Genomic DNA, 24069 nt, shown 5'->3' on the forward strand with positions numbered 1-24069 from the left:
CGGATGTTAACAATGCAGGTGGGTCAGTTTTAGATGATCATAACCCACCCAAGTGGGTCACTTTTGCATGCCGATTCACAGTCCAGCGGATCCGGCGGAACCTCGGGCACGGGTGGTGGCGCATCCACGTCCAGCGGACCTGGCGGAACCTCGGGCACGGGTGGTGGTGCATCCACGTCCAGCGGATCTGGCGGCACTTCGGGTGCGGGCGGAGGTGCATCCACGTCCAGCGGACCGGGTGGAACCTCGGGTGCAGGTGGCGGTGCGTCGTCATCCAGCGGGCCGGGCGGTACCTCAGGCGCGTCGGGCGGTGGGTCTGCCTCGGCAGGATCCGGCGGTGCGTCGGCGGCCGATGGCGGTGGGTCTGCTTCGGCAGGACCTGGCGGCGCATCGGCTGCTGATGGTGGCGGGTCTGCTTCGGCGGGTCCTGGTGGCGTGTCTGCAGCGGAGTGATGCGATGACCCCCCAAGCCTCCACACTGATGCGCATCGGATTTGTTGCTGCGTGCCTCGTCTTGTTTCCCCTGACAAAGGGGCAGGCGCAGTCCTTTTCCTCGGCTGGTCAAAACTGGTCCGTTGGTTGGGGGTTTCCCACGCCATCTGACCGAAGCTTGTCGTTGCAACAGGCGCAGGCCATCCGCCAGGCCGAGATGACTGCGGGTCCGTCAACGGTCGTGACCAACTACAACGAGTACTACAACGACAACCGCTCCAGCTATCAGGAAGTGACTGGTGAAGTGCTCGAACTGGGCACGATCGACTTTCAACTGAACGGTGACCGCATCGGCCAGAACACGAACTCGATCGGCTCGATGAACACCGGCACCACGAACATCGACGTTGTTGGCAGCAACAACGAGATCGTGGCCACGAACGCCGCAGAAACCCAAGGCTGCGTGGATGGCAGCATCCAACAGGAAACCAGCAGCTACGACTCGATCGCCTCGCCGTCGGGAATCGACATCAGTGTCAACTCGACCGGGCGCGACATGACTTGCGCCGACTAAACCGGCGCATTCTCACAAAAACAGGCGGTCGGGCAGTGGGGCCCAATGCCGCTATCGGAGCGAAGATTTTGCAGGGCAGATGGTTGTTAATGGCGATTGCCGCGTTGGGCGTTTCCGGGTGCGCGTTCGTGCCACCGGGCGTGACCTCGGCGCGTGGCGATAACGCCGATCTTGTTGATGGCCCGCCGATCGAGGATGTGGTGACCGCCTTTGACGAGGCTCTGACCTGCCTGCGTGGCAAGGTGCAGCCCGGGATCACCTTCGCGGTGGGGCAGATCGTCGATGCCACCGGCAAGGAAAGCTATGCCGAGGGCGCGACCGGCAAGTTCGTGACCCAAGGTGCCGGTGAGATGGTTCAGTCGTCGCTGTTTCGTGCCGGGGTAACGGTCGTGAACCGCCGTGACCCGAATATTCCGATTGTCGAAACCCAATGGGGCATCCGCGACCTGACCCAGCAGATGCCGGTGAACTTCTACATCTCGGGCAGCATCAACAGCCTCGATTTCATCCCCGGTGGCGGTTTCAGCGTGCAGCTTGCCGGGGCGGGGCCGCGGTATCGCCAGAACCGCATCCTGATCGGGCTGGACCTGACGATGACCGATGCCTTTACCGGGCGCATCGTCGCCAACGTGCCTTTACAAAAGCAGATATTCTCGCGCGAGGTCGGCGCGTCTATGGGCCGGTTCTTTGGCGAAACGCTGGTCAGCCTGGAAATGGGCGGGCAAGAGCGCGAGGCCGTGCATTTCGCCCTGCGCCAGATGCTGAGCTTTGCGACATTCGAATTGCTGGGCCAGTTGATGAACGTGTCCACCTTTGCGCCCTGCAAGGAAAAGGTCAGCCCGTTCTACGGCGCTATCGAACACACCGGCACCTCGGATCCCGACGCGCTGCAAAACGCTGTGCGCAACGGCGAGGCGGCCCGCGAGGCACAGCAGGCCGCCCGGATGGCCGCGCAAGCGCCGCCGCAGCAGCAGCGACCCCAAGCCGCCCGCAGCATCGACGAGCAGGTCAAGGAACTGGCGAATCACGTGATGGTTTTCGGCGCGCGCGCCGTTGCCGCCGCCGAGGAGTCGCTTGCGGCCGAGAATACCAACGAGGCCGCAAAGAAGGCCGCCGAGGCGACCGAACTGCTGCGCGGGGCAGTGCAGATCCTGCAGCGCGCGGCGGAACTGGGCCTTGACGGTCCGTCCGGGGATGCCGCCGCGCTGGTGGTCGAGCGGGCGATGACCGTCGTCTCCGAGGCGCAGGAAGACCTGACCAAGCGGATGGAGCAGCCACGCCCCACACCCGACAGCGAAACAACCGAACCGGGCGTCCCCACACCGCCCGCAGAGGGGGCGACCATTCCTGCCCCGTCGTCCCCTCGACCCTCTGCCGCCCCCATCCCCGGCTCAGCCGCGGAACAACGGATGGGGGCCCCCGAATGACGTCAAGCCACGCAGCGGCATCGACGCACGAGAACCCTTTCTGAAACAGAGAGGGAAAACCCGGGCCCCCTGACGAAACCCGGAAAACATCATGGCCCAAGGGGGAGCTGTGAGGAACGTTACAAGAGGACGAGTCATGAAAAGACTTCTCGCAACTACCGCCGTCGCAACGATGGCATTCGCCGGCGCCGCATCGGCACAATCCGTGCTGGAGCGTGTTCTGGGCCAGATCGACAACGCCACCAACCTGGCATCGGTCAACGGCACCTTCGCAAACATCGCCGAGAACATCGGTGTCATCGGCGGTGAAAACCAGTACGTTGTTCCGACCGGCCTGTTCGTCGACGGTATTGCCGAAGATGGCGACGGGGCAATCACCATCACGCAGGCTCAGTTCGACAACATCGTGGACACCGCCGCAAACGACCTGATCGCAGGGATCACCGAAGTAGGAGAAGGCGACGACCTCCGTTTCGTGGTCGAAGGCGACTTCGGCGGCGGTCTTTCGGTTCCGGCAAACGCCTTCGTGACTCGCGAAGCCGCAGAAGCCTTCGCACGTCAGTCCGCTCTGACGGCAGCGACCGCGTCGGTGCTTACCGTCATCCCGGGTACGGGTACCATCCTGAACGCGATCGACGGTTCGATTAACAACGTGATCGAAGGGCTGGATGAGGCGCTTCAGACCGCATCAGTCGGCGATGTTTCGGCCATCGAGTTTGTGCTGCCAACTGTTGAATTCGGCGACATGGCCACCACGGCTCTGGGCGCGGTCAACACCGGCGACATCACGCTTGGCGTGAACTCTTCTGTTGAGGAAGCCAAGACCTCGACCACCGGCGCAATCAATGCCGTTGTGGACCAACTGGGCGGTTCCGAAGGCACAGGCGCGATCGTGCTGAACATTGCATCGAACGCGACTGACGTGATCGGCTCGGTCAACAACACTCTCACTGGGGTCAACGGCAAGGTTGGCGATCTGTCGACCACCGCACTGGGCGCGGTCAACACCGGCACGATCGTGTCCGGCGTGGACGCAGCCGTGGCCGGCATCGTCGGCTCGACTTCGGGTGGCGCGGCTGTCGCAACCGAATAATACGCTACCAGAGGGGGCGGCCTGCCCGCCCCCTTTACTCAAAACACCGCTGGCTTGATTGTCGGAGGAAAAGACATCCCCCGAATATCCCTTTTCTGCTGCATCGCGGCGACCATGATTTCTACCGGCACCGCTCGCTCCGAGACGGTGCTTGAACGCGTTTTGGCCGCCTGGAATGGCGCGCCCCTGACCGGTACCTATGTCAACGCCGCAATGTCCGCCGATTTTCTGCGGCGGTTCGATCCGGCCCTTACCGGAATCGACGGCTCGATCACCAACATAATCCTTGGGGTCGATCCGGTGCGCCCCCACGATTTTTCCACATATGCCATGGATGTCACCAGCGGTCTCGGGGTTTGGGACGTCGGCAATCAGACCGGTCTGGGGCTTGGCGGTGTCAATTCGGGCGCTGTTTTTCTGGACCGGATGCAAGACAAGACCGCGGGTATCCAGGCCGGCGCAAACGCGGCGGTAGATCAGGCGACGACCAGCGCCACAGCCTCCTATCAAGGGCAGGTCACGCAGTTGGGCGGCACTGACCGCAGTGCCAAGCTGGCCCTCAACATCGCCTCGAACGCGCTGGCGGTTCAGGGCAGGGTCACCAACACGATGGCCCGCGTCAATGCATCGGTCGGCACGATCACCGCAACCGCCATCGGCGCGGTCAACACCGGCGAGATCCGGGCCGGGGTGTCCGACGTGGTCGCCGGGTTGACAAGGTGACCCGATCGCGCCGACGGATCGCGATCCTTTGGATATCTATATGATACCTAAAGATGATTTGCGAACACGGGCCGTGAAGGGGAATAACTCAACCCTAGGGGGGACTGTTGCCGCTAGTCCAGGCAATGGAAAGTCACTGCTCACATTCGCTCGCCCTAGGCACCTGAACCACGCCAACCCCCAATTTGGCGTGGTTCTTTTTTTGCCGATTTCATCGCAAGAAAACGCCCGTCACCGTCGCCGCTTCAAGCCGAAAGTGCGTCAGATAAAAGGCCTTCGAGGGCGCTTTGACACTGCGACAGTTCGATCTCGATTCTCGGAACGCTGATTTCCACGCTGTCCGCATCTTCCAGGCGCAACGCGTCTTCCAGCGTCCTGAAAGCATCGTGCAGCCGTTGTGCGCCAATCATACCCAGGCTACCGATTGCCGAGTGCACCAGATCGGCCACCTCGGCGGCGGGCAGCTCGGCCTCCTTGACCGCGCACAACGCCGCTTGTGCATCCTCGATTGTGCGGGTGACGATGCGCCGGGTTTTCTCGGTGCCTATCATCCCGTTCAGATCCTGCAGGTTTGTCAGAACAAAGTGATCCGACGCATGTGCGGTGCCTTTTGCAAGGCCTGCCTGGACCTGCGTATCCGGATCGGGTTGCGCAGTGTTTGAGGAAACGGGACCAAGTACGGCCCGAAGATCCTGCAGCGAGAAGGGTTTGAGAAGCATCGTTTCGAAACCGAACTGGTCAAGGCGCTCGTCACAACCCGCCTCTGTGCCGGCTGTCCCGACATTGGCCGTAACGGCGACGATGCGCGCGCTTTGGCTCAGCCCTGTCTGGCGCAACCGTGTGGCGCATTCGCGGCCGTTCATGCCGGGCATGTTCAGATCCATCAAAACGATATCGAATCGCGTTCGCGATGCCAGGTCGATGGCCATTGGCCCGTTTTCTGCCAACTCTACGTCTTGCCCCAGATTCCCCAGCATCTTGGAAATGACCAGACGGTTGATGCTGTTGTCGTCTACGACAAGCACCTTGTAGCGGTGCAGGATGGGCGCGGGTTCGTGGGACCAGAATTGATCCGACTTGCTGTCGGGTGCCTGCAGATACGGAAACTCGAACCAGAACAGGCTTCCCCAGCCTTCGCTGCTTTGCACCCCGATGCGCCCGCCCAAGGCTTCAACCGCGCGCTTGAAGATTCCAAGACCCAGTCCGGTGCCTGAAATGTCACTTGCCGGACCTTGTTCAGCGGTCTCGAAATCCTCGAAAATGCGCTGCTGATCGTGTTGCGAAATGCCGATACCGGTGTCTTCGACCTCGATGCGCATTTGCCCTGGCTGCGTGGGGCTTTCGCACATCCTTACCTCGACAGTCCCGTTCTCGGTGAATTTCGTGGCATTGCGCACAAGGTTGATCAGGGCATAGCGAAACGCCTTGCGGTTGACCAGTATCTGGGATGCCCCGGACCAGCTGTTTTCGAACGTCACCGTGGTAGACTTCAACGTGGCAACCGGCTGCACCTGCGTGATGATCTCGGACACGAGGGCTGACGGGTCAAATGCGTCAAGGCCCTTGAGGTTCTTGCCCAGGTTCACTTCGGTCGCTTCCAGCACCTCGTCCAGTATCTCCCGCGCCGACGTGGCCGAAACCTGCGCCGTGGACACGAGGTCTTGCAACTCTTCGTTCCTGCTTTGCGGGTTTGACATCAACTCCAATGCGGCCGTTATGCCATGCAGGGGGGTGCGCAATTCGTGGCTTACGACCGCCAGAAACCGCTCCTTGTTGCGGGCAAGCCGCTCGGCCTCCAGCTTGGCGTTGCGCAGCAGTTGTTCGGTTTGCGCCTGCTTGCTGACATCTCGGAAGAAAGAGATGACGATCGGTTTTCCCTGCCCGTCTATCTCGGGGACCGAGACGACCTCGGCTATGAATTCAGAGCCGTTCTCCCGGTTGCACAGTATGCGCATGGGCCCACGGTTCAGCAGGCTCGTTCTGTCAGGCTCATCCAGAGAGCCGAACTCTTGCCTGAACTTGTCCGCAAAACGAGGAAGCACCAACGAACGGCAGGCCTCGCGGCCTACCATCTGGTCACGGTCCCTGCCGAAAAGATCCTGGGCTGCCCTGTTGCATGATGTGATCTTGCCGTTGGCGTCCATCAGTACGATCGCGTCCTGTGCCGCGTTGAATGTGCGCTTGAGCGTGGTCGACATCCGGCTCAGCCCGCGCGTTCGCTGCGCAAGGTCGCTGGCCAGCTTGCCCGCGATGGCAATGATGATCCCCAACACCACGACCATGAACACCGCCACGAAGGCAAACGACCGTGCCATGCTCATGTTGCTGTCGAACCTGTCCGAGGACGCCGTCGTGATGTATTTCAGCGCCAGAACGGTGATCTGGCGCACATTGTCGGCGTGCCGCTCCATCTGCGTCTGCAAGCCGTGCAATCGTGCAGCGTCCCATTTGGTTGTGTCATCGAAAATGCGCGCCATCTGCGCCAGGTCTGTTTCGACGACCTGCCAGCGTTGGTTGAAAGCGTCGTTCAGACCCTTGAATTCCGACAGGGTGGAAAAGCGCGCCGACAAAACCTGCACACGGCTGTAGTAGATATCAAAGGCTAGAAAAGCGTCACGGGCGGGCCGATAATCGCCGGTTTGTTCCGCTCGTAGCGTGTCGATCAGGATCGCGCGCTGTAGTTTCAGATGATCCACCTCAAGCTGTGCAACCAGCCAGGTCGAATTATCCAGTTGGGAAGAGCGGAAATCGTTGATCTTGGTATGCGATTGTTGTGCCAGATACAGCAAAACCACCAGGCCCAGAACCGCAAGGGTCGTCGCGGTGAAAAACATCATTCGGGGCTGAATCTGCCCCGTCGACACGTCCGTTTCGTGGTTTGAAAACGACAGCAAGTCAGTCCAACGTCAACTTGTAAAGCTGCCAGATGCTCTGTGCATATACCCTTTCATCCCGGAAATCGGGATGGCTGTCGTAAGGATAGACCAGCCACAGCGGCCCTCGCTCCCGGACTGAAAACCTTTCTCCATCCATGCGCGTGGCCACGATAGGATAGGCATCGCTTGACCCGATTTCTGCAATCACCATGTTGTAGTCGTTCAAGGCAAAGGCCCTGATGGTCTTTGACGAAGCCCCAATACTCTCGATGACGGCCGACAGCGCGGGGCCTGAGAATGTGACAACACCTTCGGTCCAGATCGTGCTTGTCTCAAAACTTGTCTGCGGCAAGGCGTCTAGATGCTCTATTCCGAAGACGTGCGTCGTTTTCTCGGCGGACTCGGTGACTTCGGCTGTCAACAGGGCGTCACCGGGGTTGTTGACGTTGGACTCTGCAAAAGCAAGGGAGGGCTGGACTGTCATCAAAAGCATGACAACCAAAGACAGTATTTTGTTTCGCATTTTGTTCCTCGAACCCTTCAGGACCACGGCAACTTGGAATACAGCAGCCGGATATACTGTTCCTCCGTATCGGGCAAAAAATCTTTGGTATGTCGCCGACATCTTTTGCTGGCTGGTCTGTTTTCCGCTGGTTGCCCGTTCAAAACGAGAGGCCTGACATAAGTTCACACCAACCTGCAGTGTCTCGTGATGAACAAGGCACCGTCCGCGGGACAGGTCACTTCGCCTGACCTGTCGGGCGGCGTTCATTCTCGACGCGACGATCCGGTCTGTAGCAGGGTTTGTGGCACGCGCCCTTGAAAAGTAAGGGTTCCCAGCGTTTTCAATAACGTATGAGGGGGAAAGGTGAGAGGCTGGACAACGACCCAAGCGGGGCTCGTTACGGCTGCTTCCTTCCGGACCTGACCGGGTTGGCGAGGTGCCTGCCCGCGCCAACCTCTCAATCGGTGATATAGGCGGGGCGCTGCGGATTCGCAACCCATCGCTTACAGATGCAGGATGAACCGGGCAAAGCCGTCGTCATCCATCCCGTCGGGGCATACGCCCGCGCCCATATGTGCCAGTGCACCCGACCCGCTGCGAAACCGGGCGTGAAGGCCGGGCAGGGGGACAAAGCGCCAGACATCGGCATAGTCGTCCGGCGCGGCCTGCCCGGCGCGCAGAAAATCCTGCAACAGGTCCGGCACGGGCTGATCGCTTTCGACCACGATATCGGCCCCGGTCAACGCGACAAAATTGCCGCCGCCATGCGCGCGATAGCTGTTGGTGGCCACCAGAAACTCGGCCGCTGGGTCGATCGCGGCCCCCTGCCAGCGAATGTCACGCAGGCGGTGCGCGGACTCGTCGCACAGGTTGCCGTTCAGGTCGAACCGCGCGGGCTGTGACAGGTCGAACCGATAGGTCAGCCCGTGCAGGATATCGAAATTGTAGCTGGGGAAGCTGTCGTCCAGCAGCGCCTGATCAGGTCTGCCGGGCACCAGCCGGTGGAACTGGGCGGCCACCTGCTCCAGCCAGTCGGTCACCTGCGCGCCGGTCACTCGCAGCACCCGCAGGGCGTTGGGATAGGGATAGATCGCGCCGATATCGCGCACGCGCACCGGCCCTGCAGGCAGGTCGGTAAAGTTCTCGGGGCCGCCGGTGCCGCCGCATCGGAACGGGGCGACCGCGCTGAGCACTGGCAGGTCAGTGTCGCCCACGATCCGCCGCGCGCCGCAGGCCTGTGCCGCCGCCACCAGCGCACTGACCGGGCAGGGCCCCACGCGCGAGAAATAGGTGTGCAGCGCATGGTCCACATGGCCCAGTTGCATATCCATACTTGCGCGGGCGGCGTGGTGCACGGGCGCGGCGATCGCGGCCAGATCGGGCGCATCCTCCGTGCGTGGTAGCTGCGTGCCTTTCACCCGCCGGGCGATGGCGCGCAGCTCTGTCCGGTGGCGGGTGATATGCCAGCCCGCGTTGCCTTGCGTCAGTTCCAGATCCAGCACTGCCAGATGACTCCCCCAGCAGCCCGGCATCGCGGCAGGCACCCCGGTAAGGGTGCCGGCCTGTGCATCCACATCCTCGCGGCCCTCGTAATGTGGGCCGGGGAAAAGCTGATGCCGGTGCCCGCACAGAACGACATCGACCCCCGGCAGGCGCGCGATGGCCAGGCCGGCATTCTCGGCCTCGGGCGCGGGCGTGCCGTCGCCCAGCGCCGAATGGTTCATCACGATCACCACATCGGCCCCCGCCGCGCGCAGTGCCGCCGCCTCGTGCCGCACGGCATCCAGCATGCCGCCTGCCGCGACGCGCCCGGCCAGATGGGCGGCATCCCATTGCATTACCTGTGGCGGCAGCACCGACACCAATCCGATGGCCAGGTCTTGCGCCTGTCCGTCCTCGTCCAGCAGCTTCTGTCGCAGGATCATGCCCGGTCGGGCGCGAAAGGGCACATCGGCATGCAGCGGCGTGACATTGGCACAGAGCACCGGAAAGGTGGCGGGGGCCAGTGCCTCGGCCAGAACCTCAAGCCCGAAGTTGAACTCGTGGTTGCCCAGCCCGACCGCGTCATAGCGCAGCGCGTTCATCGCCGCGATCATGGGATGGGCTGCACGCGACACGGATTCAGTGACCCAGGCATCGGCCAGCATGTTGCCGAACAGGAAATCGCCATTGTCGATCAGCAGGCTGTTGGCGGTCTCGTCGCGGGCCTGCGCGATCAGGCTGGCGGTGCGCAGCAATCCGACACCGGGTTGTGGCCGGTCGGCACCGTAGTCATAGGCCATCAGGTGGCCGTGCAGGTCGCTTGTCACCAGCAGGCGCAGGCCGATTGGGGCGGGCTCGCCCCTGACGGAAGAACTGGTACCTGGAGTCACGCCCCGATTTGCCTGTCCGGGCCATGCACGCACAGCCTCCCCAAGCGACTGCCGCATCATGGCGAATATACCTCCAGTGGTAGACAGCTTTGCCATCTCCCGCAAGATGGGGGTTGATGCAGACGGGTTTTCTTTCCCGATCCGGGCTGGCAATGTCGAAGCGTCAGTCAGCGGAAACAGGATCACGCCCATGCGCATCGCGGAAACGGTCACCTTTGGCGGATCGGATTTAGACCGCGCGGCGGAATGGCGCGGCGACAGTGCCGCCCTGGCCGCCGCCCGGGCCGCGCCGGGCAGCCGCGCGATCGCGATGTGGCGGGGCAAGCCGCTGATCGCCGACACCCCGCCCGAGGGGCAGGGCCGCCCCGGGGCCGCGCTGGTGCGGTTGCCGCTGGATCATCCGCTGTGGGCCGAGGCGGGTGATGTCGCCCCCATCCTGCTGGGCCGTGAAGAGGGTCACGCGGTCTTTGCCCATGACCTGTCGCGCTGGTCGCCCGAGGCGGTGGATGACAGCGCCTTCAACAGCTTTCTGGACCGCAGCGAACAGCACCATCCGGCGCTGCCGATGACCCACCGGTTCCGCGAGCTGCGCGCCGTCATGACCCGGCTGGACCCGCGCGATGCCGAACTGGCCGCAACTGCGCGTGCGCTGTATCTGTGGCATCGCAGTCACCGGTTCTGCGCCCGCTGCGGCGCGGAAAACACCATCAGCCAGGCCGGTTGGCAAAGCAATTGCCCATCCTGCGGTGCGCATCATTTCCCGCGCACCGATCCCGTGGTGATCATGCTGATCACGCGCGGCAATTCGGTTCTGCTGGGGCGCAGCCCCGGCTGGCCCGAGGGGATGTACTCGCTGCTGGCTGGCTTTGTCGAGCCGGGTGAAACCATCGAGGCCGCGGTGCGCCGCGAGGTCTGGGAAGAGGCCGGCGTGCGCGTGGGTGCTGTCAGCTATCTGGCCAGCCAGCCCTGGCCGTTTCCCGCCTCGCTGATGCTGGGCTGCCGGGGCGAGGCGGAAAGCGAAGAGATCACCATTGATCCGGTCGAGATCGAACAGGCCCTCTGGATCACCCGCGAAGAGATGCTGGACGTGTTTGCAGGGCAACACCCGCTGATCCTGCCGCCCCGAAAAGGCGCGATCGCAGGGTTTTTGCTGCGCAACTGGGTTGCGGACAGGCTGGATTAAGGCAACAGTTCCCCAAGCGCGCAACGATCCCGGGCCAAGGCTCGCAAGACCGCATCAGGCAGAACTCAAAGGGCAGTGACATGAAATTCGCCAGCAAGGAAGACATCGCCGCGCCCATCGACGCCGTGTTCGCGATGGTGTCGGATTTCGACAGTTTCGAACGCGCCGCCATGCGTCGCGGGGCCGAGGTGCAGCGCACGGACAACATGCGGGTGCCCGGGGTCGGCATGGCCTGGCGGGCCAAGTTCATGCTGCGCGGGCGCGAGCGCAAGATGGGTGTGACCCTGTCCACCTATGATCCGCCCAACCAACTGGTGTTCGACGGCACCTCCCCCAATATCGAAGGGCAGATGGTGATCGATCTGGTCGCCCTGTCACGCCAGCGCACCCGCATGAGCGTGTCGCTGAAACTGACGCCAAAGACGCTGGCCGCACGGCTGCTGATCCAGTCGTTGAAACTGGCGCGCAGCAACCTGACGCGCAAGTTTCATCTGCGGGTGGCCGATTTCGCCAAGGATATCGAGGACCGGCACGGTGGCAACCGCACCGGCTGACCCTGTTGGCCAGATATTCCGCCTTTCGCGATTGAGCATCCCCCTCCGCCTTGTGGGGAGGGGCCGGGGGTGGGGGCATGCTGGCCACCCTGCCGCGCGGGTCAGCCGAAATTGCCCTGACAGAACCACCCCGCGCTCAGGTCCGCGCCATGGGCAAAGAACAGCCACAGCCGCGCGCCGCTGTCGGTGGTGACCACCCAGTAATCGCGCGTGCCGCTGCGCCAGTCTGGATCGTCCAGCCACCATTCCGGCGCGATACGCTCGGGGCCGGTGGCGTGCGTCACGGCAAAATCCCGCCCGCGCCAGCGGAACTGCCGGGGCAGCCGGGGGCGGTCGGGCGCATGCACGGGCTCGGGCCGCCAGATCAGCGCCGGGCGCGGCACCGGCGGGTGCGGCCAGGGCCCGTCATGCGGGGCCGACCAGGCAGCCGCCAGCACCTGCGCGCCCTTTTCGGGAATATGGCTGTCGCCGGGGTGGCGCCGGGTGATCGCCTCCAGCCCGATGCGCGCACCCAGCCGGGCGATCAGATCCTCCATCGCGGTCTGCTGGCCCATGCGGCCCTGCGCGGCCAGGGCCGCCTCGGCATGGCCCGAATGGGTGGTGTCGTGCAGCGGCTCGGTCTGCACCGCCTCAAGCCGCAGCATGTCGATGCCGAAGCCTGCGTCGATCTCGTCCAGCTTCATCGCCAGCAGCGGGCGGATGCGGTCCGCCTCGCGCGTGGGACGGGCCAGCCCGACGGTGACGGCCCCCATCGTGCCATCGGCGCGAAACGCCTGCAGCCGCACCGCCCGCGCGCCCAGGCCGCGGTCGCGCAGCAGGGTGCACAGCCGCGGGATCAGCCGGTCCAGCGCGGCCAGAATGTCGCCCTGCAGCCCGATCGGCTCGGGCAGGGTCAGGCGGGTGGCCAGCGCGGTGTCGGCGCGCGCGGGGCTGATCGGTTCGGGCGCGGACCCCAGCGCCTGATCCAGCCGCTGCACCAGCCCGATGCCGAACCGCCGCGCCAGCGCCGCGCGCGGCTGGCCCGCCAGATCGCCGATCCGGCGCAGGCCGAGGCGCGACAGTTTTTCAATCGTCTCGGCCTCAAGCCGCAGGGCGGTGACGGGCAGCGGATCAAGCACCGTGCGGGTCTGGCCGGGGGCGGCGATGCGGTGGCGCGGGGCCTGCACATGATCGCGGATCGGGGTTGCTCCGCCGCGCTCCCAATGCCGCCGCTTGATCGCACGCGACCGGGTGGCGCGCGCTTCCTGGTCGATGGCGTCGCCGCTGCGGGTATGGCCCGCCGCCCCCCCGGCAAACCGCGCCAGCGCCCAGGCCGCGCCGGGCGTGTCGGCGATGCCGCATTGCACGCTCAACCCGTGGCGGGCGCAATCCGCGCCGATCCGGTCGATCAGCGCCTCTTCACCGCCGAACAGATGCGCGCAGCCGGTGATGTCCAGCATCAGCGCATCGGGTGGCTGTTCGGCCACCCAGGGTGAAAACTGCGTCGCCCAGCGGCGCAGCGTGGCCAGAAACGCCGCCTCGGCCTGTGGGTTCTGCAACCGGGTCATCAGGCCGGGACAGACCGCCATCGCATCGCGCAGCGGCTGACCGGGGCGCAGCCCGGCCGCGCTGGCGGCCTGCGACAGCGCGGCGATCACCTGCATCTGCCCGGTATCGCGCAGCACCGCAAAGGGCACCGACCAGTCCGGCACGCGCAGCGCGCGCAGCAGACGTTCGGCACCCAGACGCGGAAACCAGAGTGAGAGCGCGCGTTTGCGGGACATGGGGCAGCAGGCATGTTCTTTTTTTGTTCTGGTACTGCCGCGCGTGATTCGAGTCCATGCCCCCTGTGACCCTGATCGCCGGTTAATGGGGTGACGTGATGGGGCGGTGATGGTGGGGTGGCACCCACCCTACGTGGTGTCAGCCGCAGGGGAACGGCATGGTCTCGCACCCGCGCCATGCGCAACCCCGTGACCGGGCGGTTGCATCCGCTGCGGGTTTGGCTAACGGTATCCCCGACCGCAATTTGGAGGAAAAGCATATGCGCACCAAAGCCGCCGTGGCCCTTGAGGCCGGCAAGCCGCTGGAAATCATGGAAGTGAACCTGGAAGGCCCCAAGGCGGGCGAGGTTCTGGTGGAAATAAAGGCCACCGGCATCTGCCACACCGACGAGTTCACCCGCTCGGGCGCGGACCCCGAGGGGCTTTTTCCGGCCATCCTGGGGCATGAGGGCGCCGGCGTGGTGCTGGAGGTGGGCGAGGGCGTGACCACGCTCAAGCCCGGCGATCACGTGATCCCGCTGTATACGCCCGAATGTCGGCAGTGCTATTCCTGCCTGTCGGGCAAGACCAACCTGTGCACCGCGATCCGGGGCACGCAGGGGCAGGGCCTGATGCCCGATGGCACGACGCGGTTTTCGATGCTGGATGGCACGCCGATCTATCACTACATGGGCTGCTCGACCTTCGCCAATCACACGGTCATGCCGGAAATCGCGCTGGCCAAGGTGCGCGATGACGCGCCCTTCGACAAGATCTGCTATATCGGCTGCGGCGTGACCACCGGCATCGGCGCTGTGATCAACACCGCAGGCGTTGAAATCGGCTCGACGGCGGCGGTGTTCGGACTTGGCGGGATCGGGCTGAACGTGATCCAGGGCCTGCGCATGGCGGGTGCCGACATCATCATCGGGGTGGACCTGAACGACGCCAAGGAAGAGATGGCGCGCAAGTTCGGCATGACGCATTTCATCAACCCTTCGAAGGTCGAGAATACCGTGGCCGAGATCGTCAGGCTGACCCAGCGTGGCAACGATCATATCGGCGGCGTCGACTACAGTTTTGACGCCACCGGCAACGTCAAGGTGATGCGCGACGCGCTGGAATGCTCGCACCGTGGCTGGGGCGTTTCGGTGATCATCGGCGTGGCACCTGCGGGGGCCGAGATTTCCACCCGCCCGTTCCAGTTGGTCACCGGCCGCGTCTGGAAGGGCACGGCGTTCGGCGGGGCCAAGGGCCGCACCGACGTGCCGAAATTCGTCGATTGGTACATGGATGGCAAGATCGAGATCGACTCGATGATCACCCACACCATGCCGCTGGAGCAGATCAACGAGGCGTTTGACCTGATGCACAAGGGCGAGTCGATCCGCTCGGTCGTGATGTATTGAACAGGCAGGCGGGGTGGGCACAATTGCCCACCCCGCAACAGGGGCCATGGCGCTGATCATCCGATCCTACACACCAGCCGATGCGGACGCGGTGCAGGCGATGCTGATGCCCGTGTTCCGCGCGGGCGACACCTATTCCATCGACACGGATATTTCCGCCCCGGCGGCGCTGGCCTATTGGACGGGGGCAGGGCGTCGGGTTTTCGTGGCAAATGCGGATGCCGTGGCGCTGGGCACCTATTACATCACGCGCAATCAGGGTGGCGGCGGGGCGCATGTGTGCAACTGCGGCTTTGTCACCGATGCCGCCGCACGCGGGCGCGGCGTGGCGCGGGCGATGCTGGATCATGCGGTGTCTACCGCCCGCGACATGGGTTTTCGCGCAATGCAGTTCAATTTCGTGGTGTCCACCAACACCCGCGCGATCGCGATCTGGCAGGGGGCCGGGTTTGACATCGTGGGGCGCTTGCCCGGTGCCTTCCGGCATCCCGATCACGGGTATGTCGACGCGCTGGTGATGTATCGCGACCTGACCGCAGAATGAAAAACGCCCGCCGGTTGGGGCGGGCGTTTCCGGAATTCCGTGACAGTGCCGATCAGCGACGGATGCCCAGACGCTTGATCAGGTCCTGATAGCGGCCTTCGTCCTTGGCGCGCAGGTAGTCCAGCAGCTTGCGGCGCTGGGCAACCATCATCAGCAGGCCGCGACGGCCATGGTTGTCTTTCTTGTGGGTCTTGAAGTGCTCGGTCAGCGTTGCGATGCGCGAGGTCAGGATCGCAACCTGCACCTCGGGCGAGCCTGTGTCGCCTTCTTTGGTGGCGAAATCGGCGATGACCTTGGCTTTTTCTTCTACGGTAATCGACATCGGGGTCTCCTGTCTAAAGGGTTCAGGGCACAAGCCGGGATGTCGTCCAGCAGGGTCCTATGGAGCATCCGCACCGAAAAGGGATTCCCAGTGCAGATGCGCGCGTATAGGGGATATCGGCGCGGATGAAAAGAGCCTAGCGCGTGCGCAGCAGTTGCAGAACCTGCTGGCTGGGATAGCCATCAGGCGTCACTCCGACCGACCGCTGAAAGGCCTGGATCGCGGCCACGGTGTTGGGGCCCGCGATACCGTCGATCTTTTCGATCTCGAAACCGCGCCGTTGCAGCAGGCGCTGCATGTCCTGGCGCTGCTCGAAATTCAGCGGATCATACCCGCGCGGCCAGGGTGTCTGTATCTCTTGCCCGCCTGCGATGCGGTCGCCCAGATGGCCGACGCCGATGGCATAGGCATCGGCATTGTTGTAGCGTTTGATCACGTTGAAATTGTCGAACACCATGAAGGCCGCGCCCTGTGTGCCCGCCGGCAACAGGATGCGCGCCGATCCGTGATTGGGCACCGCGCGGCCATTCATGGCCACCACACCCTGCGCGGCCCAGTCCGAGGGCATCCGCTTGGCATCGGTGGGGCTGAACCCCTGCGGCAGGCGCACCTCGACCCCCCAGGGCTGGCCCTTTGTCCATCCGAACCGCTTGAGATACGCGGCGGTGGACGCCAGCGAGTCCGCCGGGTTGTCCGACCAGATGTCGCGCCGCCCGTCGCCGGTGATATCCACCGCATAGGCCAGATAGGACGTGGGAATGAACTGCGTGTGGCCCATCGCGCCCGCCCATGATCCCTTCATGTCGCGTGGGGCCACATCGCCCGATTGCAGGATCTGCAGGGCGGCCAGCAACTGCTTTTCAAAGAACGCGCCGCGCCGCCCGTCATAGGCCAGCGTCGCCATCGCCTCGATCACGTCCAGCGTGCCGCGCCGCTCGCCATAGTAGCTTTCCAGCCCCCAGACGGCAGTGACCACTTCCTTTTCCACACCATAGGTGCGTTCGATCTGCTCCAGCACGCGGTTGTTGGCCCGCAGGGCCCGCTGGCCCTTTTCCACCCGGTCCGAGGAGACGGCGAAATCCAGATAATCCCATATCTGGCGCTTGAACTCGGCCTGATTGCGATCTTTCGAGATCACATCGGCGTTGTAGCGCACCCCGCTAAAGGCGTTGTTGACGACAGAAGGCGAGATGCCCTGCGCAATGGCGCGGGCCTTGTACTGCTCGACCCAGCGCTGGAATGCGGGATCTTCGGGTGACAAAGGTGTTTCCGTTGTCTGGCCGGATGGCCGCGCTTCCGGTCGCGTCGACTGACCCGTCTGCGATATGTTCGCCGAAGGCCGCGCCTCGGGCCGCAGCGATTCTGCCACCGGACTGGCGCAGCCGGGCCCGATCCCCAGAGACAAACCTATGATCGCAGGCATATAAAACCGATTTCGCATTGCTCGCCCCTATTGTTTTATTCTTGGGAACAAAACTAGCGCGATTGCGGTCTTGCGAAAAGCCATCTTGCAAGGCAGAGCAGGGTCTGCGCGGAACCCTGCCCCATGCCTTGGAACTGGCTGGTTTACTTGCCCGCCGCGCGCTTGAACGCGTCGCGCCCGCGCATCGCCTTGCCGTAGGTCAGCAGACGTTCGTCCTCGATCGGGAATTTCGCCGAGAACGCCCAGTTCAGGCAATGCGCCGCGACAATGTCGGCGATCGTCATCGTGTCGCCCATCAGGAATGGTCCCTCAAGGCACTCGGCCAGCCGCTTGCTGTTGCGCTCGAACTCCCACATCAGGGATGGCTTGATCGCAGGCACGCGCCGGTCCTCGGGCAGAACAAAGCTGTGGCGCGCGGCGGTCCACAGCACCGCGTCGATCTCGTCCAGCACCATATGCATCAGCCCGTCCTGCCGCGCCCGTGCAATCGTGCCTGCCGGATGGGTCAGCGCGCCATGCTTGCCGGCCAGATAGGTCAGGATCGCGGTCGAATCCGTCAGGACATCGTCGCCCACGCGGAGCGCGGGGATCTTGCCCGAAGGGTTGGCCGCCATCGCCTCGGGCGAGTGCGGCTTGCACTCGATATGGTCGTAGTCCTGCCCCAGCTCCTCCAGCGTCCAGATGACGCGAAAAGCGCGGCTCTGCACCCCGCCGATAACCGTATACATGGCGTTTCCCCTCTGTTCATTTTCAGCGGCAGGTAAGCGCAGATCGCAGCGAATTGCCAGAGGGTGCGGTGTGACGCCGCGTCAGATCATCCGCGCATCAACGCAGGCAGATCGCCGGTCAGACCCGCCGCCCGCCGCATCAGCCCACGGCGCAATCCGGGCAGGGCGTTGACCGCGCCCATGCCGGTGTCGCGCGCCAGGCGCAGCAGCGGGTTGTCGTTGGAAAACAGCCGGTTGGTCAGGTCGGTGGTCATCGCCAGCGCGGTGATGTCCGCCCGCCGCCACCCGGCATACCGTTCCAGCACCAGCGGGCTGGCAATATCCTCGCCGCGCATCCGGGCCTCGGTCAGCACCTGCGCAAGGGCTGCCACATCGCGGAACCCCGCGTTCAGTCCTTGTCCTGCGATGGGATGCATTCCGTGCGCCGCATCCCCGATCAGGGCAAGCCGGTCGGCGATGAACGCGTTGGCCACGGTCAGGTTCAGCGGATAGCTGAACCGCTTGCCGGCCAGGCTGATCTGCCCAAGGAACGCGCCAAAGCGCGGGCGCAGCACCTCAAGAAACGCATCATCGTCCAGCGCCATGAACCGCGCGGCGGTGTCATGGGTTTCCGACCAAACGATGGACGACCGGTTGCCCGGCAGCGGCAGGATCGCCAGCGGCCCGGGTGGCATGAAGAACTGATGCGCGATGCCGCCATGCGGTTTTTCATGCTCGATGGCACAGACCAGCGCGGTCTGCCCGTAATCCCAGCCGCTGCGCCGGATGCCTGCCCGCACGGCAGTGCCCGAGGCGCGGCCATCCGCCCCCACCAGCAGCCTGCCGCGCAAGACCCGCCCCGAGGCCAGCGTGACCGTCACGCCCTGCGCGTCCGCGTCCTGCGCGACAACCGTTTCGTCATTGAGCGGGGAAATGCGGTTCGTGGCCGCCATCCCGTCCAGCAACGCACGGCGCAGATGCCGGTCCTGCAGCATGTGGCCCATCGGACCTTCCTCAAGCTCGGCATGATCGAAATGCAGGTAGAAGGGCGACAGCGGCCCCTCGCCCGCGCGGCCATCGCTGACCTTGATCTCCAGCATCGGCTGGGCGTGTTCGGCCACCGCGTCCCAAAGGCCCAGGTGGCGCAGCATCCGCACCGACCCCAGCGCCAGCGCATAGGCCCGCCCGTCGAATTCCGCATCCTGCAAAGCCGCCTTGGGCTGCGCGTCGATCACCGTCGACGAAAGCCCCGCCTGCGCTGCGGCCAGTGCCAGGGCCGGGCCATTCAGCCCGCCGCCGACGATCAGGATATCGCTGTCATATGTCATGGCCCAAGTATGCGCGCCCAATCGGGATTGTCCATGCGCCTCTGTGCCGCTACCGTCGCGACAAATCGTGACAAACGGGGGACACAGAACATGGACGAGTGGCTGACGACAAGCGCCGCCGAGCTGGGGCGCGCGATCGAGGCTGGCAAGATCGACCCGGTCGACCTGACCGAGGCTTTTCTTGCGGCAATCGACGCGCATGAGCATACGCCGCGCATCTATGCCCGCCTCACCGCTGACCGCGCGCGGGCCGAGGCACGCGCTGCCAGCGACCGCGCAAAGGCCGGTCTGCGCCGCTCGCCCCTGGATGGCGTGCCGATCAGCTGGAAAGACCTGTTCGACACGGCGGGCGTGGCGACCGAAGCCGGCAGCGCCCTGCTCAAGGGCCGCGTGCCGGACCGCGATGCCTGGGTGCTGCGCAACGCCACCGCCGCGGGGCTGGTATGTCTGGGCAAGACCCACATGACCGAACTGGCGTTTTCCGGGCTGGGGGTAAACCCTGTCACTGCCACGCCGCCCAATGTCAACGACCCCGCGCTGGCCCCCGGCGGCTCGTCCTCCGGTGCGGCCACCTCGGTGGCCTTTGGGCTGGCCGCGGCGGGCATCGGCAGCGACACCGGCGGATCGGTGCGCGTGCCCGCGGCTTGGAACGATCTGGTAGGGCTGAAAACCACCGCCACCCGGCTGTCACTGCAGGGCGTCGTGCCGCTGGCGGAAAAGTTCGACACCATCGGCCCGCTGACCCGCACGGTCGAGGATGCCGCCTTGCTGCTCGCCGTGATGGAGGGCGCGCGCCCGGCCGACCTGCACGATGTCTCGCTCAAGGGCATGCGACTGGCCGCCCTGCAAACCAGCGTCATCCCGGATGTCCGCGATGCGCCGCTGGCCGCCTACAACGAGGCTGTGGCACGGCTGGAAAAGGCCGGGGCCACGGTGGAACCCGTCGAATCGCCCGAACTGGCCGAGGCGATGACACTGGCGCCGGTGCTTTACACCGCCGAGGCCTATGGCCGCTGGCGCGAAACGATAGAGGCCGCGCCCGACCTGATGCACGAACAGGTGCGCGAACGCTTCCGCTCAGGGGCGAATTTCTCGGGGCCCGATTATGTCGAGGCCTGTGTGAAACTCGAACGCTACCGCGCCCGGTGGCAGGCCCGCATGGCCGGGTTCGACGCGGTGATCTGCCCCACGACACCCAACCTGCCGCCCGACGTGGCGCGGCTGCAATCCGAGGGTGACTATTTCGTCACCGAGAACCTGCTGACCCTGCGCAACACCCGCGTGGGCAACCTGATGGGGCTCTGCGCCACGACCCTGCCCACCGGCACACCGGGCTGCGGGATCATGTTCATGGCCCCGCAGATGACCGAAGAGCGATTGCTGCGCCTGTCTGCCGCCGCGGAACAGGCGCTGGCATAGGTCCAGCCCTTCATCTTGCCAGGTAAACTCCCGCCGGAGGCTCCGACAGGGGCCACCGGCGCACCGCGCCGACAAGGCCACACCATCGCCACAGGCGGTCCGAGACGGTGGCCCTGGCCACCGGCGAGACAGGCTGCGCGCGGCGCGGCCGCGCTCCTTTGGGTCGCGCCCCTTGATTCCTTTGTCATCCGCGCCGATTTCCTGTACCACGCCGCCCTGACACGAAGGACCAGCGCGCCATGACCGAAATCACACCAACCGCCCCCGTCACGCAGGATGTGCTGACGATCCCCCGCAAGATGGCCGAGCGGCCGGTCAACCTTGTCGGTCTGACCCGCGACCAGATGCGCGCGGCGCTGATCGAGATCGGCACACCCGAAAAGCAGGCGAAGATGCGGGTGAACCAGCTTTGGCAGTGGCTCTATCACTGGGGTGTGCGCGATTTCGACGCCATGACGAACCTGTCCAAGGAGTATCGCGCGAAACTGGCCGAGAATTTCACCATCGCCCTGCCCGAGGTGGTCTCGCGCCATGTCAGCGCGGATGGCACCCGCAAGTACCTGATCCGCATCGCCGGCGGGCACGAGGTCGAGGTGGTCTATATCCCCGAGGAGGATCGCGGCACGCTGTGCATCTCGTCGCAGGTGGGCTGCACGCTGACCTGTTCGTTCTGTCACACCGGCACGCAGAAACTGGTGCGCAACCTGACCGCGGGCGAGATCGTGGGCCAGATCATGCTGGCGCGTGATGATCTGGGGCAATGGCCCGAACCGGGGCAGGGCACCGGCGACAACGGCCCGCGCCTGCTGTCCAACATCGTTCTGATGGGCATGGGCGAGCCGCTGTACAATTTCGAGAACGTCCGCGACGCGATGAAGATCGCGATGGATGGCGAAGGCATCGCCCTGTCGCGGCGGCGCATCACCCTGTCCACCAGCGGCGTCGTGCCGGAAATCGCCCGCACCGCGCAGGAAATCGGCTGCATGCTGGCGGTCAGCTTTCACGCCACCACCGATGATGTGCGCGACCGCCTGGTGCCGATCAACAAGCGCTGGAACATCTCCACGCTGCTGGACGCCCTGCGCGCCTATCCCAAGGCCAGCAATTCCGAGCGCATCACCTTTGAATATGTCATGCTGAAAGACGTGAATGACAGCGACGCGGATGCCCGGCGGCTGGTCAAGCTGATTCAGGGCATCCCGGCCAAGATCAACCTGATCCCGTTTAACGAATGGCCCGGCGCGCCTTATCAGCGCAGCGACTGGGCGCGGATCGAGAAATTCGCCGACATCCTGTACAAGGCCGGATACGCCAGCCCCATCCGCACCCCGCGCGGCGAGGACATCATGGCCGCCTGCGGGCAGCTCAAATCCGCCACCGAGCGCGCGCGCAAGTCCCGCGCCCAGATCGCGGCGGAAACCGGTGCGCAGCCCTGATCGCATGCCCGGGTTTGCCTCTTTGCCACAGCCAACTGCTGCTGACGGGTCGACACGCCTGATCGGGGTCGAGATCGAGTTCGGCGGCCTGCCCGAGGATCGCGTGGCACAGATCGTCACCGACACTCTGGGCGGTGCGGCGCAGCAGGGCGATGGCCCGTTCTGGACCGTAACCGACAGCGCCATCGGCAAGGTCGAGGTCTATCTGGACACCGCCCTGCGCAAGGCCCAGCGGACGGCGCTGCGCGACGAGTTGCTGCGCCTCGGGCGCGAGGTGATCCCGGTGGAGCTGGTGACCGAACCGCTGGACATGGACGGGATGGCCCATCTGCAAACCCTGGTCGAGGCGCTGCGCGATGCCGGCGCCATGGGCAGCGGTGCGGGGTTGGCCTATGGGTTCGGCATCCATTTCAACGTCCAGATCGCCTCGGACGACGTGGCAGACATCCGGCGGCCCCTGCTGGCCTATGCACTGATCGAGGACTGGCTGCGCGACAGCATGCCAATCGATGACACGCGCCATGTCCTGCCCTTTACCGATCCCTATCCCACCTCCTTCGTGCGGGCATTGGTCAAGGCAGGACAGGTCGGCCTGTCCGATCTGATCGCGATCTATCTTGATCATTGCCCCTCGCGGAACTTTGGCCTCGACATGCTGCCGGTCTTTGCCCATCTGGCGCCCGAAAGGGTGAAGGGCGCGTTGGGCGAAGCCACATCGGCGCGGCCCACATTCCACTTTCGCCTGCCCGATTGCCGGATCGACGAGGCCGAATGGGGCCTGCCCGATGAATGGCTGCGTTGGGTCACGGTCGAGCGTGTGGCGCAGGACGACGCGCTGCTGGCCCGGCTGGCCAACGCATGGCAGGACGGGCACGGGTCGATTACCCTGTCGCGCGAACCCTGGGCCACGCGCTGCGGCGAGATCCTGCACAGGGCCGGGATATCGGCATGAGCCGTCCTGTCATCGGTGTCACGACCTCGAACCGGTCGGGGTGGCGCATCTTTCCGCTGGTGGCCTTCAACCTGTGGCTGGCGGGGGGGCGTGGCCTGCGTTGGGGCGCGGGGCGCGCTGCCGATCTTGGCGACGTGGATGGCGTGATCATCGGCGGGGGCGACGATATCTCGCCCGATCTTTACGGCGGCAAGCTGGTCACCTCGGCCCGTCTGGACCCCGAGCGTGACGCGCTGGAGCGGGGGTTGATCGAGGATGCGCTGGCGCGGGGCATACCGGTTCTGGGCATCTGCCGGGGCAGCCAGATGCTGAACGTCGCGATGGGCGGGTCGCTGCATCAGGATGCCTATGGCGTCTATCGTGACAGCCGGTTTGTCCGCACGATCCTGCCCCGCAAGACTGTGCAGGTCGCACCGGATACGCGACTGGCCGACATCAGCGGCACCCAAAAGATGCGCGTCAATGCGCTGCACAGTCAGGCGGTCGAGGATCTAGGCGATGGTCTGCGCGTTGCGGCCACTGATCTGGGCGGCATGGTGCAGGCTGTGGAACGTGTCAGCGATCCTTTTGCCGTCGGCGTGCAATGGCACCCCGAGCATTTGTTCTATGCCCGCCGTCAACGCGCGCTGTTCCGGGCGCTGGTGACCGCCGCCCATGCGCGTCGTGCGGGGGCGGCACAGATCGGGGCCGTCGGCCACGATGCATGCAACGGTTGAAACTGGTAAACAAAACCCGGCATTTGCCCTGAAATCACCCAGATCGTGAACAATCCCCGCCATGATCCGCGGTCATCGTTTCCTTACAGGCAACGCATGAAAGGTATCGCCCATGTTTATCGGCAAAGATCAGGTAGCCACCGCGCAAGTGCGGGATTTCGTAACCGTCGAGCGGCGGAAATCGCTGTCGGACCGCGAGTGGAAGCACCGGCTGGCAGGCTATGGCTATGACCTGCGCAAGGCGGGCACTTGCCTGAAACTGGTGACATTGCCGCACGGCGTCGAGGTCTGCGACCTGCCGCTGGAACGCCCGGTCGAGTGACGCAGGCGCT

21 protein-coding genes and 1 other RNA gene are annotated in these 24069 nt (G+C 64.6%); 13 read left to right on the forward strand and 9 right to left on the reverse strand.

All coding sequences use genetic code 11. The features are described from left to right. Positions 1 to 352 precede the first annotated feature (352 nt). The 4 genes from ACFTOW_RS11270 (at position 353) to ACFTOW_RS11285 (ending at position 4249) form a co-directional block, all read left to right on the forward strand. Complete coding sequence (locus tag ACFTOW_RS11270; RefSeq protein WP_379915690.1) at positions 353 to 1006, forward strand: hypothetical protein; 654 nt, start codon at positions 353 to 355, stop codon at positions 1004 to 1006. Positions 1007 to 1095: 89 nt separating this feature from the next. After that, positions 1096 to 2433 carry a CsgG/HfaB family protein gene (locus tag ACFTOW_RS11275; RefSeq protein ID WP_379915692.1) on the forward strand — a complete coding sequence of 446 codons (1338 nt, stop codon included), beginning with the start codon at positions 1096 to 1098 and terminating at the stop codon, positions 2431 to 2433. Positions 2434 to 2569: 136 nt separating this feature from the next. Next, positions 2570 to 3526 (forward strand): hypothetical protein, encoded by a 957-nt coding sequence (locus ACFTOW_RS11280; RefSeq protein WP_379915694.1) that lies wholly within the window; start codon positions 2570 to 2572, stop codon positions 3524 to 3526. A gap of 213 nt (positions 3527 to 3739) precedes the next feature. Next, entirely contained in the window at positions 3740 to 4249 is a 510-nt protein-coding gene (locus ACFTOW_RS11285; protein WP_379915696.1) for a hypothetical protein, read from the forward strand. A gap of 245 nt (positions 4250 to 4494) precedes the next feature. On the opposite strand, the gene ACFTOW_RS11290 is transcribed toward ACFTOW_RS11285, so the two are convergent. The 4 genes from ACFTOW_RS11290 to ACFTOW_RS11305 all read right to left on the reverse strand — a co-directional run bounded on the left by ACFTOW_RS11290 (position 4495) and on the right by ACFTOW_RS11305 (position 10200). Further along, on the reverse strand, positions 4495 to 6639 hold the full coding sequence (locus ACFTOW_RS11290) for a PAS domain-containing hybrid sensor histidine kinase/response regulator (protein WP_379915698.1): 2145 nt from the start codon (positions 6637 to 6639) through the stop codon (positions 4495 to 4497). A gap of 505 nt (positions 6640 to 7144) precedes the next feature. Beyond that, positions 7145 to 7609 carry a putative pterin-binding protein gene (locus tag ACFTOW_RS11295; RefSeq protein ID WP_379915700.1) on the reverse strand — a complete coding sequence of 155 codons (465 nt, stop codon included), beginning with the start codon at positions 7607 to 7609 and terminating at the stop codon, positions 7145 to 7147. A gap of 382 nt (positions 7610 to 7991) precedes the next feature. Next, positions 7992 to 8090: signal recognition particle sRNA small type (ffs, locus tag ACFTOW_RS11300), an RNA gene on the reverse strand. Between the two features lie 43 nt (positions 8091 to 8133). Next, positions 8134 to 10200 carry a bifunctional 2',3'-cyclic-nucleotide 2'-phosphodiesterase/3'-nucleotidase gene (locus ACFTOW_RS11305; RefSeq protein ID WP_379915874.1) on the reverse strand — a complete coding sequence of 689 codons (2067 nt, stop codon included), beginning with the start codon at positions 10198 to 10200 and terminating at the stop codon, positions 8134 to 8136. Here ACFTOW_RS11305 and nudC point away from each other — a divergent pair. Together nudC and ACFTOW_RS11315 are read left to right on the forward strand one after the other, a co-directional pair. After that, complete coding sequence (nudC, locus tag ACFTOW_RS11310; RefSeq protein WP_379915701.1) at positions 10193 to 11185, forward strand: NAD(+) diphosphatase; 993 nt, start codon at positions 10193 to 10195, stop codon at positions 11183 to 11185. The two genes, ACFTOW_RS11305 and nudC, sit on opposite strands and share 8 nt — an antisense overlap. Positions 11186 to 11265: 80 nt before the next feature. Further along, on the forward strand, positions 11266 to 11739 hold the full coding sequence (locus tag ACFTOW_RS11315; RefSeq protein ID WP_379915703.1) for an SRPBCC family protein: 474 nt from the start codon (positions 11266 to 11268) through the stop codon (positions 11737 to 11739). A gap of 101 nt (positions 11740 to 11840) precedes the next feature. On the opposite strand, the gene ACFTOW_RS11320 is transcribed toward ACFTOW_RS11315, so the two are convergent. Continuing rightward, positions 11841 to 13502 (reverse strand): Y-family DNA polymerase, encoded by a 1662-nt coding sequence (locus ACFTOW_RS11320; protein WP_379915705.1) that lies wholly within the window; start codon positions 13500 to 13502, stop codon positions 11841 to 11843. Between the two features lie 260 nt (positions 13503 to 13762). On the opposite strand from ACFTOW_RS11320, the gene ACFTOW_RS11325 reads away from it, so the two are divergent. Together ACFTOW_RS11325 and ACFTOW_RS11330 are read left to right on the forward strand one after the other, a co-directional pair. Continuing rightward, the gene (locus ACFTOW_RS11325; RefSeq protein WP_379915707.1) at positions 13763 to 14890 is read left to right on the forward strand and encodes an S-(hydroxymethyl)glutathione dehydrogenase/class III alcohol dehydrogenase; all 1128 of its coding nucleotides are present in this window, start codon (positions 13763 to 13765) and stop codon (positions 14888 to 14890) included. A 46-nt stretch (positions 14891 to 14936) separates the two neighbouring features. Then, positions 14937 to 15434, forward strand: coding sequence for a GNAT family N-acetyltransferase (locus tag ACFTOW_RS11330; RefSeq protein ID WP_379915709.1), 498 nt, complete (start codon positions 14937 to 14939; stop codon positions 15432 to 15434). A 52-nt stretch (positions 15435 to 15486) separates the two neighbouring features. On the opposite strand, the gene rpsO is transcribed toward ACFTOW_RS11330, so the two are convergent. From rpsO to ACFTOW_RS11350, 4 genes are all read right to left on the reverse strand, one after another. Beyond that, positions 15487 to 15756 (reverse strand): 30S ribosomal protein S15, encoded by a 270-nt coding sequence (rpsO, locus tag ACFTOW_RS11335; RefSeq protein WP_379915711.1) that lies wholly within the window; start codon positions 15754 to 15756, stop codon positions 15487 to 15489. Positions 15757 to 15892: 136 nt separating this feature from the next. Further along, positions 15893 to 17197, reverse strand: a complete 1305-nt coding sequence (locus ACFTOW_RS11340; protein ID WP_379915713.1) for a lytic murein transglycosylase — start codon at positions 17195 to 17197, stop codon at positions 15893 to 15895. Positions 17198 to 17322: 125 nt separating this feature from the next. Continuing rightward, on the reverse strand, positions 17323 to 17907 hold the full coding sequence (locus ACFTOW_RS11345; protein WP_379915715.1) for a glutathione S-transferase family protein: 585 nt from the start codon (positions 17905 to 17907) through the stop codon (positions 17323 to 17325). Between the two features lie 86 nt (positions 17908 to 17993). Further along, positions 17994 to 19214 (reverse strand): FAD-dependent monooxygenase, encoded by a 1221-nt coding sequence (locus tag ACFTOW_RS11350; RefSeq protein WP_379915717.1) that lies wholly within the window; start codon positions 19212 to 19214, stop codon positions 17994 to 17996. A gap of 90 nt (positions 19215 to 19304) precedes the next feature. On the opposite strand from ACFTOW_RS11350, the gene ACFTOW_RS11355 reads away from it, so the two are divergent. From ACFTOW_RS11355 to ACFTOW_RS11375, 5 genes are all read left to right on the forward strand, one after another. Continuing rightward, positions 19305 to 20633, forward strand: a complete 1329-nt coding sequence (locus tag ACFTOW_RS11355) for an amidase (protein WP_379915720.1) — start codon at positions 19305 to 19307, stop codon at positions 20631 to 20633. Between the two features lie 239 nt (positions 20634 to 20872). Beyond that, positions 20873 to 22069, forward strand: a complete 1197-nt coding sequence (rlmN, locus tag ACFTOW_RS11360) for a dual-specificity RNA methyltransferase RlmN (protein ID WP_379915722.1) — start codon at positions 20873 to 20875, stop codon at positions 22067 to 22069. 22 nt (positions 22070 to 22091) lie between these two features. Beyond that, positions 22092 to 23021 carry an amidoligase family protein gene (locus tag ACFTOW_RS11365; protein WP_379915724.1) on the forward strand — a complete coding sequence of 310 codons (930 nt, stop codon included), beginning with the start codon at positions 22092 to 22094 and terminating at the stop codon, positions 23019 to 23021. Beyond that, complete coding sequence (locus ACFTOW_RS11370) at positions 23018 to 23737, forward strand: gamma-glutamyl-gamma-aminobutyrate hydrolase family protein (protein WP_379915726.1); 720 nt, start codon at positions 23018 to 23020, stop codon at positions 23735 to 23737. Before ACFTOW_RS11365 ends, ACFTOW_RS11370 begins: the two co-directional genes overlap by 4 nt. Before the next feature lie 112 nt (positions 23738 to 23849). Further along, positions 23850 to 24059 (forward strand): hypothetical protein, encoded by a 210-nt coding sequence (locus ACFTOW_RS11375; RefSeq protein ID WP_379915728.1) that lies wholly within the window; start codon positions 23850 to 23852, stop codon positions 24057 to 24059. The last annotated feature ends 10 nt before the right edge of the window (positions 24060 to 24069 follow it).

The sequence above is a fragment of the Lacimonas salitolerans genome, assembly GCF_042677865.1.
Taxonomy (GTDB): Bacteria; Pseudomonadota; Alphaproteobacteria; order Rhodobacterales; family Rhodobacteraceae; genus Lutimaribacter; species Lutimaribacter salitolerans.